Here is a 12,773-nt window from a genome sequence, read left to right as displayed (position 1 = left end):
AACGGAGAGAACAGAAATGCGAACACAACTGAAGTCCACCGTCATCGCAGTCGCCATCAGCGGGCTGACTCTCACCAGCGTCGCAGCCTGCGGACGGGGCGGTTCGGACGCTAGTAAATCGTCTAACTCCGGCAGCACCACCAAGATCGCGATCGTGACCCGCGACTTCTCCAACCCCTACTGGGCGGCGCTGCGCGACGGCGCAATCGCTGAAGGGAAGGCACAAGGCGTCAAGGTGACCGTCAAGGCCGGTTCCAACGAAACAGATTCGCAGGGCGAGAACTCCGAGATCCAGACCCTCGCTGGGCAGGACTACAACTGTTTCGGCGTGGTCCCGGTCAACGCGACCAACGTCATAACGCCGCTGGTGCCCGTCGCCCGGAAGAAGATCCCGATCCTCAACCTGGACACCCAGATCGACCCTGCCGCCTCCAAGAAGGCCGGCGTGTCCTACGCGTCGTTCATCGGCTCCGACAACTTGTCGGCCGGCGAGCAGGCGGGCAAGCAGTTGCTGAAGGCACTCGGCGGCAAGGGTGACGTCGGCATCCTGCAGGGCATCGCCGGCGAGAAGAACGGCATCAACCGCGAGACCGGCTTCAAGAAGGTCACCAAGGGCAAGCTCAAGGTCGTCAGCTCCCAACCGGCCGACTACGACCAGAACAAGGGCCTGACGGTCGCCACGGCAATGTTGCAGGCCCACCCGTCGATCACCGGCATCTTCGCGGCCAACGACACGATGGGCCTCGGTGCCGCTCAGGCGGTCAAGAACGCCGGCAAGGAGGGCAAGGTCAAGATCATCTCGGTCGACGGCATCGAAGCCATGCTGAAGTCGGTCAAGACCGGCAAGAACACCGGCACGATCACGCAATACCCGTATGCCGAGGGGCAGATGGCGGTCCAGGCGTGCATCGCCAAGGTCCAGGGCAAGAAGATCCCGAGTCGCGTCGTCGCGCCTATTGCCTACATCAGCTCCAGCAACGTCGCCAAGGCGACCAGCAGCTTCCCCAAGCCGTTCGGGCCGTTCGACGACCCGTTCGGGACGCCGAAGTCGAGCAAGTGAGCGCACATCTCCTCCCACCGAAATCGAGAGATCCACTCATGACCGCAGAGAGTGCCACCGCGCCCGCCGGGGCAGCACCGCGCCGGACGCGCAACGTCGGTGAGGTGATCGCCCGGTATGCCGCGCCGATCGCGCTCGTCGCACTGTTCGTCATCTTCTTCATCGCGACACCGAAGTTCCTGACGTCCAGCAACATGACAGCGCTGTTCGTGTCGGCCGCGATCCTGGTCGTCCTGTCGATGGGCCAGCAACTGGTCATCACGGTCGCCGGCATCGATCTGTCCGTCGGCTCCAACCTGCCGTGGGCCGCGACGGTCCTGGCGTGGACCTCCTCGCATGGGTGGGGCACGCCGGCGGCGATCGTCGCCGGGATCCTGGCCGGCACGATCGTCGGCATCGTCAACGGTGTGTTGGTCGCCCGCCTCAAGATGGCCGACTTCATCGTGACGCTCGGTTCGTTGTCCGTGGTCAGTGGCCTCACACTGCTGCTGACCAGCGGCAACCAACTCCCGGTGTCATCGGACTTCCTGCAGGGCCTGGCCCTCAACGGCGTCGGTCCGATCCGGTGGTTCTGGCTGGTCGGCGTGATCGTCGCGCTGCTGACCGCCTTCCTGCTCTTCTGGACCCGCACCGGGACCTACCTTCTCAGCACCGGCGGCAATCTCGACGCCGCCCGTGACGTCGGCATCCCGGTCAACCGGGTCCGACTCCTCGCGTACGCCGGATCAGGTCTGGCCTGTGGCATCGCCGGCGTGCTCTTCGTGTCCAACAACGGCGGTTCCGACCCGAGCATGCAGACCAACCTCCTGCTGAGCTCCATCGCTGCGGTGGTCCTCGGCGGCTCGAGCCTGAGTGGCGGACGCGCGTCCGTGCTCGGCGCGGCAGCCGGCGCCGTTCTGCTGCAGACTCTGCTCAACGGCTTCACGCTGTTGGACATCTCGCAGTACTACCAACCGATCGCCGTCGGTGTCGTCGTCCTGGGCGCCGCCTTCATCTCCCGCTTCCAGCATTGAGGACCGAGACCGTGAACACCCAGGTAACTCTTCACAAGCCGGTCACCGGCGATGTGCTGCTCGAGGCCACCAAGCTCAGCAAGTCGTTCGATGCGGTGCAAGCGCTGCGGCACGCGGACCTCGTGCTGGAGCGCGGCAAGGTCACCGCCCTGCTGGGCGACAACGGCGCCGGCAAGTCGACGCTGGTGCGCTGCCTCACCGGCGTCCATCCGCCCGACACAGGGACCATCACGCTCAACGGCGCATCGGTGAGTTTCGACGCCCCGGACGAGAGCCGGCGCGCAGGGATAGAGACGGTATATCAGACGCTGTCGCTCATCGACGACCTCCCCGTCTGGCAGAACCTCTATCTGCGACGGGAGCTCACCCGCGGGATCGGTCCGTTCCGGGTGCTCGACAAGTCGGCGATGCGCGCCAGTGCAACGTCGATCCTCACCGAACTTGATGTCGACATTCCCAGTGTTTCCAGCACTGTTCGGCGGATGTCGGGTGGCCAGCGACAGAGCATTGCGATCGCGCGCGCTGCACATTGGGGCAAGCAACTGGTGGTGATGGACGAACCCACTGCGGCGCTCGGGGTCCGCGAGACGGCGGCTGTGGAGTCCCTCGTGCGGGGGCTCCGGGACAGGGGCGTCACGGTGTTGCTGATCAGCCACGACATGGCGCAGGTCAAGCGCCTCGCGGACACGGCCGTGGTGCTGCGCCGTGGCACGACGGTCGCTCGTCGGGACGTCGCTTCGGTGTCTCCCGACGACCTGGTGGCGCTAATCACAGGTGCACAGCCCGGAGATGCCGGTGACTGAACGAGTCATCGTCATCGGTTCGGTCAATGTCGATCGCACGATCCAGGTGGATCGCTTTCCCCGCCCCGGGGAGACCCTGCTCGCGTCGTCGCTGAGCAGCTCGATGGGCGGCAAGGGGGCCAATCAGGCTGTCGCTGCTGCGAAATCGGGCGCGACGGTGGCGATGCTCGCCTCCATCGGCACGGACCCGGAAGGGTCACAGGCGCTCGAGACGCTCCAGCGAGCCGGTGTGGACACCGCCGGGGTCGAGCAACGAGCTGGGGTCGCGACCGGCAGCGCCTGGATCACCGTGTCGGCCAGTGAGAACACCATCCTCGTCGTGCCCGGCGCGAATGCTGAGTGGCCGGAGTCGATTCCGCCGTTCGACAGATCCGCGGTCGTGCTCTGCCAGTTGGAGATCCCGTTGCCCGTGGTCGAACGTGCCGCGGCGGCGACCGCGGGGACCTTCGTCCTCAATGCGGCACCCGCCAGGCCGCTCGGCGACGACCTGCTGAGCCGTTGCGACGTGCTGATCGTCAACGAGCACGAACTCGCCGAAGTGAGCGGCCGGACCACGCTCGATGCGTCGGACGACGACGCGCTGGTCGCGGCTGCTCGGGCCCTGATCAGTCGCGGAGTCACCGCGGTGGCAACGACTCTCGGCTCCCGGGGCGCCGTTCTCTGCACTGCGGACCAGACCCTCACGGCAGCGACACCTCCCACGCCGGACGTCGTGGACAGCACCGGTGCGGGCGACGCGTTCTGCGGGGCCTTCGCCGCTCGGCTGGCCATGGGCGAGTCGCTCAGCGCCGCCCTGCGATCCGGCGTCACGGCGGGATCGCTCGCCGTGCGCCATCCCACGGCGCAGGGCGGGTATGACGAATTCGCCCAGCTGACAACGTTTTTGCGCAACACTCCAGAGATCACGACGAGGTCAGACCGATGATCACACACGGCGTCATCCACGCAGGACTGGCCGGACATCTGGCTGGGCTGCGCCATACAGAACGATTCGTGGTGTGCGACAGCGGCCTGCCGCTCGGTGATCTGCCCACTATTGATCTCGGATACCGTTATGGCGCAGCGAGTTTCGAGGACGTGGTGCAGACCGTCCTGCCCCGGCTCACGATCGAGCACAGCTGGATCTCACGGGACATGCTGGACACCAACCCGACGTGCCACGGTGCACTCACCGCCCTCGACCTCGCCCCCGAGCCAGTCGACCACGAGCGGTTCAAACAGTTGGCCCTGGAGGCGAAGTTCGCCGTTCGCACCGGTGAGGCGACGTTCTACGCGAACGTGATCTGTCAGGCCGGAGTGCCCTTCGGGACGTGACCCGCCCCCGGGCGGCGCTGTCGTCGTGGCGGCATACAGTCGGATGCACCGACTTCGAAGGAGAGTGCAATGTCCTGCGTGAGTTTCCTCAGCACCGCCCAGCGGGCGGCCCTGCGCGAGTCGGACGACGAACAGCTGACGCCCGAGGAGATCCGGGCGGCCCACCCGAGTCCGCCGGTGACCGATGGGAAGCTCCACCGGATCCGCCTGCTCGCGCGCAGCGCCGATCCGAGCATCCGGCAGAGTGCGGCGCTCAACCAGCAGTGCCCCGTCGATGTGCTCGAACTCCTCGCCGCGGATGCCGACGCCAGTGTGCGGTGCTGCGTGGCGCGGCAACCGAACACCCCGGAGGTGCTGTTGCGGCGTCTCGCGTGCGATCACGCGGCGGATGTGCGTGGCTGGGTCGCCGCGAATCCCGCTGTGCCGCAGTCGTTGCTGAGCGACCTCGCCGGGGACCCCGACGCGACCGTCCGTGGCGTCGTGCGGTGGGCTCGCAACTGGAGGCGCTCCGACCTGACGGGCTGACACCTCACCGCTCGGCTCGGATGTCCTTGTCGAGCAGGGTGAATTCGAGGTCGTCACGCTGCGGTATGCCGAACCGCTCGTCGCCGTACGGGAACGGTGACCGAACCCCGGTGTCCCGGTAACCGCGACGCTCGTAGAACGCGATCAGGTCGGTGCGCTGGCGGATAACCGTCATCTCCATGTGCGCGGCCGACCATGTCGTTGCGGCATACCGCTCGGCATACGCGATGACCTGCTTGCCGATGCCGCCGCCCTGCGCTCGTGGGGAGACCGCGAAAAGGCCGAAATACGCTCGTGCGCCACGGTTCTGGAGCTGACAGCAGGCAACGACCAGTCCGTCCTGTATGGCGAGCAGGAGCACCCCGTCCGCTGCGGCCAGCAGTGCGGCGATCTGCTCGGGGTCCGTGCGCTGGCCCTGCAGCAGGTCCGCCTCGGTCGTCCAGCCGGCCCGACTCGCATCACCGCGGTATGCCGACTCCACCAACGCCACTACCTCCGCGACGTCGGATGGTTCGGCCGGCCGGAAACGCAGGTCGCCGACCGCTGTTCGCGACGGAGTTCGTTCAGGGTCGGTCATGGGTCACCTCGTTGTCGTAGCTCGGGTCCAGAATCACCCTAGGCTTTCAACCAGTCCCGCTCTGCCATCACCTCGGAGGCGCCATGTCCCGCACACGCGTTCACAACCTCTTCGTCTCGCTGGACGGTTTCGCCGCCGGTGAGCACGTGACCTTCGACGAACCGATCGGCGGTGCGGGCCAGCTCTTCGCACGGTTCGACGGGCGCGGCATACACGGGATCGACGGCGTCGACGCACCGGTCACGATCGACCTGGCGCTCACCGCCCTCTGGGGTCAGGGCATCGGCGCCGAGATCATGGGCCGCCGCAAGTTCGGGCCGCAGACCGGCGAGTGGCCGGACGACGGCTGGAAGGGTTGGTGGGAGGACGAACCGCCTTTCATGACACCGGTTTTCATCATGACGCACTATCCGCGGGAGACCATCGAGTTTGCCAACGGCACCAGCTTCCGCTTCGTCGACGGGTCGGCGGCGGAGGTGCTGCAGCTGGCCCGGGACGCCGCAGCCGGGAAGGACATCCGCATCGGGGGCGGACCGACCACCGTGCGACAGTTCCTCGAGGCCGACCTCATCGACTTCATGCATCTCGCCATCGTGCCGATCACGCTCGGGCGTGGCACCAGTCTCTTCGGCGGGCTGGAGGGCCTCCAGGAGCGGTTCGACATCGAGTCGACCACGTCACCGAGCGGTCTGGTGCACCAGTTGTGGAACAGGAAGCGCTGAGCCTCCGAGGTGCCGGCCTGCTCTTGTCGCAGCTGTGCTGTCGGCAGGACACTGGATCATGTTCATCTCCGAGCCGCCGCCCTCGGCCGCGAGGGACGCGGCGTACCAGGAAGACCTCGATGACGACGGTTACGTCGCCAATCTGACCCGCCTGTGGGCGTGGCGGCCGGACGTGTTCGATGCGTTCACCGCGTTGCGACGGCAATTGCACGAGCGGGGACAGCTGGACGACCTCGACCTCGCGACGCTTGTCGTCGCCACGGCGCAGGCACGGGGCGATTCCTACTGCTCCCTCGCATGGGGCGCTCGGCTCGCCGAGCTCGTCGGCGAGCACCGTGCCGCCGAGACCCTGCGGGGCCGGCCCGAGTCGCTGGCGGCACGGCAGCGAGCGCTCGCCGAGTGGGCTGCGTCCGTCGTGTCCGAACCGAACGCGACGACGCCCACCCAGATCGCGGAGCTGCGCGACTGCGGGCTCGGCGACGAAGCGATCTTCGAGGCAACCGCGTTCATCGCTTTCCGGCTCGCCTTCTCGACCGTCAACGACGCACTCGGCGCGCAGCCGGACGCCCAGTTGGCGCAGGCTGCTCCCGAAGCGGTTCGCGACGCGGTGACGTTCGGTAGGCCCGCGACTGTCCCGTAGACGCCTTACCGCAGTTCGGACAGCCCGGCGAGGAACGTCTTCGTGCGCTCCAGGACGAGCCCGGCCGCCGCCGGGTCGTATGACGCCAGGGACGAGTCCGCGAAGAGGTGCGCCGTGCCGGAGTAGAGGAAGAGCTCGGCGGTCGGCACCGAATCGGCCAGCTTCCGGGCGAACTCCAGGTCCTCGGCGAACCACTCGTCGTCCACGCCGCCGTGGATCTGCGCCGACAGGCCGTCGGGCCACGTGCCGAACTCCGAGACCGGCAGGCACGAGTCGAAGAAGAGCGCACCTGCCGCACCGGCGCGGGTCTGCGCGAGCTTCTGAGCAGGCATGACTCCCAACGAGAAACCTGCATAGACAACGTTGTTCGGCAAGTCGTCGGCAGCCGCAACGCCGCGTGCCAGCACGTTGTCGAAGCCGATCTCGCGCGCGTGATCGACGCCGGACTCGACGGTGTCAAAGGTGCGACCGTCGAAGAGATCGGGCACGTGCACGGTGTGCCCGGCGGAGCGCAACTCGTCCGCGAAGGCGCGAACGCCGGCGGTGAGCCCCTGGGCGTGGTGGAACAGGATGACCTCGGACATGCGCTTCGCCGCCTAATGAACCGGAAATATCGAACGTTCGAAAACGCTAGTATGTTTAGTCATGGATGGCAAGACCCCCGACTACGACCTCGCGGACCGGTTGGCCCTGACCACGCCCGCCCAGGTGCGCGCACTCGGCAACCCCCTGCGCAACACGATCCTCGGGTTGTTGCACGAGCGCGCCGCGACCGTGACGGAGCTCAGCTCGGCGGTCCGTCGCCCGAAGAGCACGGTCGCGCATCACGTCAAGGTGCTCACCGACGCGGGGATGCTCCGCGTCGTCCGGACGCGCCGAGTGCGCGCGATCGACGAGGCCTTCTACGGCCGGACCGCGCGACTGTTCTACGTCCAACTCGACAAGCCGACGGGCGAGGGCGACGAAATCCCTTTGGACTTCAACGATTTCGAGGTCGCCGCCCGCGAGTCCGGCCCGGCATACGCCGAGGGGAAGCTGTGGGGATTCATCCGGCACGCCCGGATCGACGATGCCCAGAAGGAGAACTTCTGGCAGCGCATGGCGGCGCTGGTGGACGAATTCGACGCACTCCCCCGCCACGGTGACGTCGTCCACGGCTTTGCGATCGGCGTCTACCCGGTCCCGGACTATCCGAAACTGCCGCCGACCACCGACACCTGACGGACCCGGCGCGTCATACCTCGACGAGTGCGGCCAATTGCCCGGCGACCTCGGTCCAGCCCGGCAGCAGCCCGAGTTCGTCGTGCCGGGCGCGAGCCTCCGGGTCGCCGTGCCTGGCCACGATCCGATACAGCGTGCCGTCGGGGTGATCCTCGAAGGTGACGTCCCCGGTCACGGCTACCGGCATCGGGTTCGCCGGACGCAGGGTGCTGTCAACCGCATTGGTGAACACCAGCCGCTCCGCCTCGTCGACGACGAGGAACGCCGCGTCCATGTGCGGCGTGAACGACGTGCCGTCCTCGCTCATCGTGGTGACGAACCCGCCGCCGGCGTGCGGTGCGAAGGCCTCGACCCGGCACGTGTATGGCGCGGGAATCCACCACTGCGCAAACAGTTCCGGGCTCGTCCACGCCTTCCATACGGTGGCGCGCGGCGCGCGGATCACTCGCTCGATCGTGAGGTCGAGATCGGTTGTCATGACTCCTCCTGGGCGATCTTGGTGACGAGGTCCTCCAGCCGGTCCGTGCGCTCCGCCCACACCGTGCGCTGTATGGCGAGCCAGTCGTCCACGAGAGCCAACCGCTCGCGCTGCAGCGAACACATCCGCACGCGACCGGATTTCGTGGTCCGGACGATGCCGCTGCGTTCGAGCACTCGCACATGCTTGAGGAAGGAGGGCAACGCCATCGTGCTGTCCGCGGCGAGTTCACTCACGCTCGCATCGCCATCGCCGAGCCGCCGGACGACGTCCCGTCGCGTCGGATCAGCGAGCGCACCGAACACGTCGCCCAGCACGTCCGGATAGTTGCCCATATGGCTAAGTATTAGCCGACCGGCACCGACCGCGCAAGAACAGAGATGATCGATGCATGACATCGCATTTGGATCCACTGACGGACTGGTTCTTCGAGGACTTCTCCGCCGGGCAGGTCTTCCACACCCAAGGCCGCACCATCACCGAAGCGGACATCACGTCCTTCGCGGGCTGGAGCTGGGACACCAACCCGGTGCACACCGACGCCGTCCACAGCGCCGGCGGACGTTTCGGCGGACCGATCGCGCACGGAGTCCTCGGCCTTTCGGTGGCGATGGGTCTGGCCTCGGGACTCGGCGTCTTCGAGCAGTGCTCGATCGCACTGCTGGGCATCGACGGTTGGCGGTTCGAGCGCCCGGTCGTGGCGGGCGACACCCTGCGCTGCAGGATCCACATCACCGGCACACGCGCCACCAGCAACGGCAGGGCCGGCATCCTCGAGCGCGACTTTGCCCTCACCAACCAGGACGAAACAGTCGTCCAGCGCGGCAGCATCGGCCTCATGGTCGCTTGTCGGCCGAACTGAGCGCTGGACAGGCAGACTGGGCGGCGTGGAGGACCTGCAAATAGCTCCGGGACCGGGTGCACCGGACGGCCTGACGATTCCGGCCGGCGAACTGCTCGAGCAGTTCTCGCACGCGTCCGGACCGGGCGGACAGGGCGTCAACACTGCGGATTCGCGAGTGCAGCTCAGCCTCGACCTCGGGACCACAACAGCACTCACCGAGACCCAACGCGAGCTCGCGCTCGAGCGGCTGGCCACGCGGCTGTCGGGAACCGTGCTCACGATCAGCGCGGCCGAGCACCGCTCCCAGCGCCGCAATCGAACCGCTGCACGGGAGCGGCTCGCCATACTGCTGCGTGGCGCCGTCATCCCGACGCCGACTCGTCGCGCGACGCGGCCGACGCGTGGGTCGCAGCGACGGCGTTTGGACGCGAAGCGTGAGCGCTCCGAGGTCAAGCAAAACCGCAGACCACCGCGCGCGGAGTGACCCGTCCGGCGCTAGACGTTGAAGCGGAACTCCACCGCGTCGCCACGGCTAGGAACGCTCCATCGCCCGCGCTTCCAATGAGTCGACGTACCTGACGGGGACTGCTGCCCGCGTTAGTGGCATCTGAATGAACGCACAGGACCTACCACGTCACCTATCGCTGACACCACCCATCACTGGTCTCCACCCGTGAGACGTTGGAAGAATTGCTGCGCGCGTCGACGTTCAACCTGAGGGTCCGTGGTCTGAATGAACTCCGTCGCGTTGAAACCGTCGCCGCGTCGCCTGTTCTGCGGAGGCTCAAGCCCCTCGATCAGCAGAGCCTCCATCGTTGCTACGAGCATCTCGACCGCGAAGTTGCCCGCTGGGACGTGGCCCAGACTGCCGTCATCAGCGACGGCCCGGACTCCGAACCAAGAGAATCGATCCCAACGACCCGTCAAACGATCGCGAGTGTGATCCCACAAACGGGGTCCGAGTCGAGGTTCTGTGACGCGGCCAACGTAGGTGACCCGATCGCCCGAGTACAGGATGTACACACCCACCTGATCAGCAAAGTTGATCGGCTGTGCTGCCTTCAGCTGTGCACCGAGAAGTGTCTGCCCGCGCTGCTCCCAGTCGACCTCTTCACGACGCCAGAACATGCCGAAAGCGTTGAGAAATCCTGTGTCATCCGCATCGCTTTCCGTTGCCTCTGGAGGCTCGCTTTCGGAAGCAACCGGCCCGTCCATTGCTGTCGGCCTCGCTACCTCCGAGGATGAGGAAGCCAACGCATATACGCCCCTGTCTACGCGAACGAGGTCGTTCTGCATGTACATCGAGATTGTCGCGGCAACCGTAGCAGCGGGAGTAGCACCTCCCTGCTGGCGCAGACCGTTGTCCAGGATGCGCTGGGCGATCTCCGAGTAGTGCAGCGGCTCTCGTGCCTCCGACAGCACCTTCAGGATCGCACGTCGCCACGGCATATCTTTCATGCCTGCGATCGTAGAGGGTCGTTGCACACGCGCGTGGACACGAGATCGCAACGCGATCGATCCACAACTGCTATCCGTTAAACCGGAATTCCACCACGTCGCCGCACGTAGGACCCTCTTCCGAAGCCGTCATCCCCGACGCTCCACGGGTCGACCAGTTCGACGCCGTATTCGCAAAGTCATTGACGTTCCGCGTCGCGCAGATCGCCCCTTGTGCCAGGCAGAACGCGGCGATCTGCGCGTCTGCCATGCGGTTCAGAGCACACCGTCTACCTCGCGGATAGTCTCGTCAAGGTGCTCGTCGAGCACGTCGCCCCCCACGGCACCACCGGCAAGAACCGGTGGCTCTTCGCCGGGGAGGCTGACGACCCACCGCACCAGAACATCGTCGGCTACTGGTGGCCCAAACACTGCGCGCCGCCGGGCTCTCCGGCATCAAGCTCCACGACCCACGGCACTTCTACGCCTCCGGCCTCATTTGCCGCCGGGGGGCGACGTCGTGACCGTCCAGCGCTCGCTCGGCCATGCGAAGGCGACGACCCTCAACACCTACGCCCACCTCTGGCCCGCCCGGGGAAGACTGCGGAGTCGATCATGTCCGCGTCGCTCGGTCGGCCCCCTGGACATCGGAACAGCAGTGGGCCACCATCGGCAACAGAGCCGGCGGTGAGGCTTTACATCTCGGACCTCCGGCGCAGTTCGGACGTGCTTCACAACGCCCCGGGGATCCGCGACGCCACGCTGCCTTCGAGGTCTTCATGGCCGTGGCGCGGACTGAGTGGAACTCGTTCGGGTGCAGGCTGCCGTCGAGGTTGACAACTCGTCACGGCTCGGTGCGGAGGGTGGCTGTGCTGAACGACTCCCGGTTGTTGGCGGGTACGCGTACCCTTGTCAGTCCGGGGCCCAAGGGGGAGAACGATGACTGCAGAGACGCCCGAGCAGAGGGTGGAAGCCGCGTCCGTCGACGCCGAAGAGAGGCCCGCCGACAAGCCTGCGACCCAGGGTGGCAGGGCGCAGTACCCGTTCCCCCGGAAGACCGTGGAGGACGCCCTGCGTGTCCCCACGGCGATTCGCACCAACAACGGCGGCGAGCCCTTCGACCCGCAGGAGATCGCGAAGGCGCTCAACGTGGGCGGCAAGACCGGAAACTTCTTCTACCTGACGACCGCCTCTCGCGACTACAAATTCACGGACGGTACCCGGGACTCCTCGGAGATCTCGCTGACAGCGCTCGGCAAGCAGGCCGTCTACCCGGCGTCCGACGACGATGCCTACGCGGCGAAACTGCAGGCGTTCTTGAACGTCGACAAGTTCAAGGGGGTCGTGGAGCACTATAAGGGCAGCAAGCTCCCGGCTGACGAGTTCGTCCGCAACGTCCTGGAGACAAAGTTCGGCCTGGACCCGCGCACGCACGACACGTTCCTCGACGTCTTCCAGAAGAACTGCCGCTATCTCGGCATCGGAGCCGAGTGGACCTCCGGCCAGCAGGCTGAGGCAACACCGCCGACCGCCCCCTCCACGAACGGTGTCCCGACAGGAACTCTCACGACGCCTGCAGCACCCGCCGCGCCGAACGGCTCCGGCAGCGGAAAGCCGGTGTGCTTCGTGGCCATGCCCTTCACGGAGAAGACCGAGGCGTACCCGCCCCGGTTCTTCACGGAGGTCTACGCCTCGTTGTTCGAGCCCGCGATTGAGGCGGCGGGTTTCGAGGCCAAGACTGCCAAGGGCCAGGGTTCCGACGTTATCCACTCCACGATCGTCAACGGGTTGCTGGACGCCGACCTCGCGCTCGTTGACCTAACGGAGCACAACCCCAACGTCCTGTTCGAGCTGGGCCTACGCATCGCGGAGAAGAAGCCGACCGTGCTCGTCAAGGCGATCGGCACCAACCCGATCTTCGACGTGGACAACCTGATGCGGGTCGTCTCGTACAACCCGAACCTCTGGCCGAGCACGGTGAAGGAAGACCTGCCGAGGCTGACCGAGTTCATCAAGGGTGCGTGGACCATGAAGGACACCGAGCGCCCCTACATGGAGATCCTGCGACAGCAAACCATGTCCATGGCCTGACGACTCGCGTTCAGTGCAGGCGGCCTACATCCACTCTGAACTGCGGTT

The 12,773-nt window shown here is 66.4% G+C and carries 17 protein-coding genes; 12 read left to right on the top strand and 5 right to left on the bottom strand.

Going from position 1 to position 12,773, the window contains the following annotated elements; all coding sequences use genetic code 11:
* Window positions 1-16 precede the first annotated feature (16 nt).
* The 6 genes from ACZ50J_RS04420 to ACZ50J_RS04395 all read left to right on the top strand — a co-directional run bounded on the left by ACZ50J_RS04420 (window position 17) and on the right by ACZ50J_RS04395 (window position 4,715).
* Window positions 17-1,060 (top strand): sugar ABC transporter substrate-binding protein, encoded by a 1,044-nt coding sequence (locus tag ACZ50J_RS04420; RefSeq protein ID WP_464300061.1) that lies wholly within the window; start codon window positions 17-19, stop codon window positions 1,058-1,060.
* 38 nt (window positions 1,061-1,098) lie between these two features.
* Window positions 1,099-2,073 carry an ABC transporter permease gene (locus ACZ50J_RS04415; protein WP_464300060.1) on the top strand — a complete coding sequence of 325 codons (975 nt, stop codon included), beginning with the start codon at window positions 1,099-1,101 and terminating at the stop codon, window positions 2,071-2,073.
* Window positions 2,074-2,084: 11 nt separating this feature from the next.
* Complete coding sequence (locus ACZ50J_RS04410; RefSeq protein WP_464300059.1) at window positions 2,085-2,876, top strand: ATP-binding cassette domain-containing protein; 792 nt, start codon at window positions 2,085-2,087, stop codon at window positions 2,874-2,876.
* Window positions 2,869-3,801, top strand: coding sequence for a ribokinase (locus tag ACZ50J_RS04405; RefSeq protein WP_464300058.1), 933 nt, complete (start codon window positions 2,869-2,871; stop codon window positions 3,799-3,801). Before ACZ50J_RS04410 ends, ACZ50J_RS04405 begins: the two co-directional genes overlap by 8 nt.
* Window positions 3,798-4,190, top strand: coding sequence for an RbsD/FucU domain-containing protein (locus ACZ50J_RS04400; RefSeq protein ID WP_464300057.1), 393 nt, complete (start codon window positions 3,798-3,800; stop codon window positions 4,188-4,190). Before ACZ50J_RS04405 ends, ACZ50J_RS04400 begins: the two co-directional genes overlap by 4 nt.
* 69 nt (window positions 4,191-4,259) lie before the next feature.
* Window positions 4,260-4,715, top strand: a complete 456-nt coding sequence (locus ACZ50J_RS04395) for a hypothetical protein (RefSeq protein ID WP_464300056.1) — start codon at window positions 4,260-4,262, stop codon at window positions 4,713-4,715.
* A 4-nt stretch (window positions 4,716-4,719) separates the two neighbouring features.
* On the opposite strand, the gene ACZ50J_RS04390 is transcribed toward ACZ50J_RS04395, so the two are convergent.
* Window positions 4,720-5,292: a GNAT family N-acetyltransferase gene (locus ACZ50J_RS04390; protein ID WP_464300055.1), complete on the bottom strand. Its 573-nt coding sequence runs from the start codon at window positions 5,290-5,292 to the stop codon at window positions 4,720-4,722.
* Between the two features lie 83 nt (window positions 5,293-5,375).
* On the opposite strand from ACZ50J_RS04390, the gene ACZ50J_RS04385 reads away from it, so the two are divergent.
* Together ACZ50J_RS04385 and ACZ50J_RS04380 are read left to right on the top strand one after the other, a co-directional pair.
* Window positions 5,376-6,014, top strand: coding sequence for a dihydrofolate reductase family protein (locus ACZ50J_RS04385; RefSeq protein WP_464300054.1), 639 nt, complete (start codon window positions 5,376-5,378; stop codon window positions 6,012-6,014).
* Window positions 6,015-6,072: 58 nt separating this feature from the next.
* Window positions 6,073-6,654 (top strand): carboxymuconolactone decarboxylase family protein, encoded by a 582-nt coding sequence (locus ACZ50J_RS04380; RefSeq protein WP_464300053.1) that lies wholly within the window; start codon window positions 6,073-6,075, stop codon window positions 6,652-6,654.
* Between the two features lie 5 nt (window positions 6,655-6,659).
* Here ACZ50J_RS04380 and ACZ50J_RS04375 read toward each other — a convergent pair whose 3' ends face one another.
* Complete coding sequence (locus ACZ50J_RS04375) at window positions 6,660-7,238, bottom strand: dienelactone hydrolase family protein (protein ID WP_464300052.1); 579 nt, start codon at window positions 7,236-7,238, stop codon at window positions 6,660-6,662.
* Between the two features lie 61 nt (window positions 7,239-7,299).
* Here ACZ50J_RS04375 and ACZ50J_RS04370 point away from each other — a divergent pair, with 61 nt between their 5' ends.
* The gene (locus ACZ50J_RS04370) at window positions 7,300-7,875 is read left to right on the top strand and encodes an ArsR/SmtB family transcription factor (protein ID WP_464300051.1); all 576 of its coding nucleotides are present in this window, start codon (window positions 7,300-7,302) and stop codon (window positions 7,873-7,875) included.
* Window positions 7,876-7,888: 13 nt separating this feature from the next.
* Here the strand turns inward: ACZ50J_RS04370 and ACZ50J_RS04365 are convergent, their stop codons facing one another.
* Window positions 7,889-8,353 (bottom strand): SRPBCC domain-containing protein, encoded by a 465-nt coding sequence (locus ACZ50J_RS04365; RefSeq protein WP_464300050.1) that lies wholly within the window; start codon window positions 8,351-8,353, stop codon window positions 7,889-7,891.
* The gene (locus ACZ50J_RS04360; RefSeq protein ID WP_464300049.1) at window positions 8,350-8,688 is read right to left on the bottom strand and encodes an ArsR/SmtB family transcription factor; all 339 of its coding nucleotides are present in this window, start codon (window positions 8,686-8,688) and stop codon (window positions 8,350-8,352) included. Before ACZ50J_RS04360 ends, ACZ50J_RS04365 begins: the two co-directional genes overlap by 4 nt.
* Window positions 8,689-8,744: 56 nt before the next feature.
* Between ACZ50J_RS04360 and ACZ50J_RS04355 the strand changes: the two genes are divergently transcribed.
* On the top strand, window positions 8,745-9,215 hold the full coding sequence (locus ACZ50J_RS04355) for a MaoC/PaaZ C-terminal domain-containing protein (protein ID WP_464300048.1): 471 nt from the start codon (window positions 8,745-8,747) through the stop codon (window positions 9,213-9,215).
* Window positions 9,216-9,240: 25 nt separating this feature from the next.
* Complete coding sequence (gene arfB / locus ACZ50J_RS04350; protein ID WP_464300047.1) at window positions 9,241-9,681, top strand: alternative ribosome rescue aminoacyl-tRNA hydrolase ArfB; 441 nt, start codon at window positions 9,241-9,243, stop codon at window positions 9,679-9,681.
* A 173-nt stretch (window positions 9,682-9,854) separates the two neighbouring features.
* Here arfB and ACZ50J_RS04345 read toward each other — a convergent pair whose 3' ends face one another.
* Window positions 9,855-10,655: an HTH domain-containing protein gene (locus ACZ50J_RS04345; RefSeq protein ID WP_464300046.1), complete on the bottom strand. Its 801-nt coding sequence runs from the start codon at window positions 10,653-10,655 to the stop codon at window positions 9,855-9,857.
* Window positions 10,656-11,573: 918 nt separating this feature from the next.
* On the opposite strand from ACZ50J_RS04345, the gene ACZ50J_RS04340 reads away from it, so the two are divergent.
* Complete coding sequence (locus ACZ50J_RS04340; protein ID WP_464300045.1) at window positions 11,574-12,725, top strand: hypothetical protein; 1,152 nt, start codon at window positions 11,574-11,576, stop codon at window positions 12,723-12,725.
* Window positions 12,726-12,773 lie beyond the last annotated feature (48 nt).

The organism is Flexivirga sp. G2, from assembly GCF_055397625.1.
Note: the sequence above shows the minus strand (reverse complement) of the source record. Positions and strands in the feature narration are given on the sequence as shown.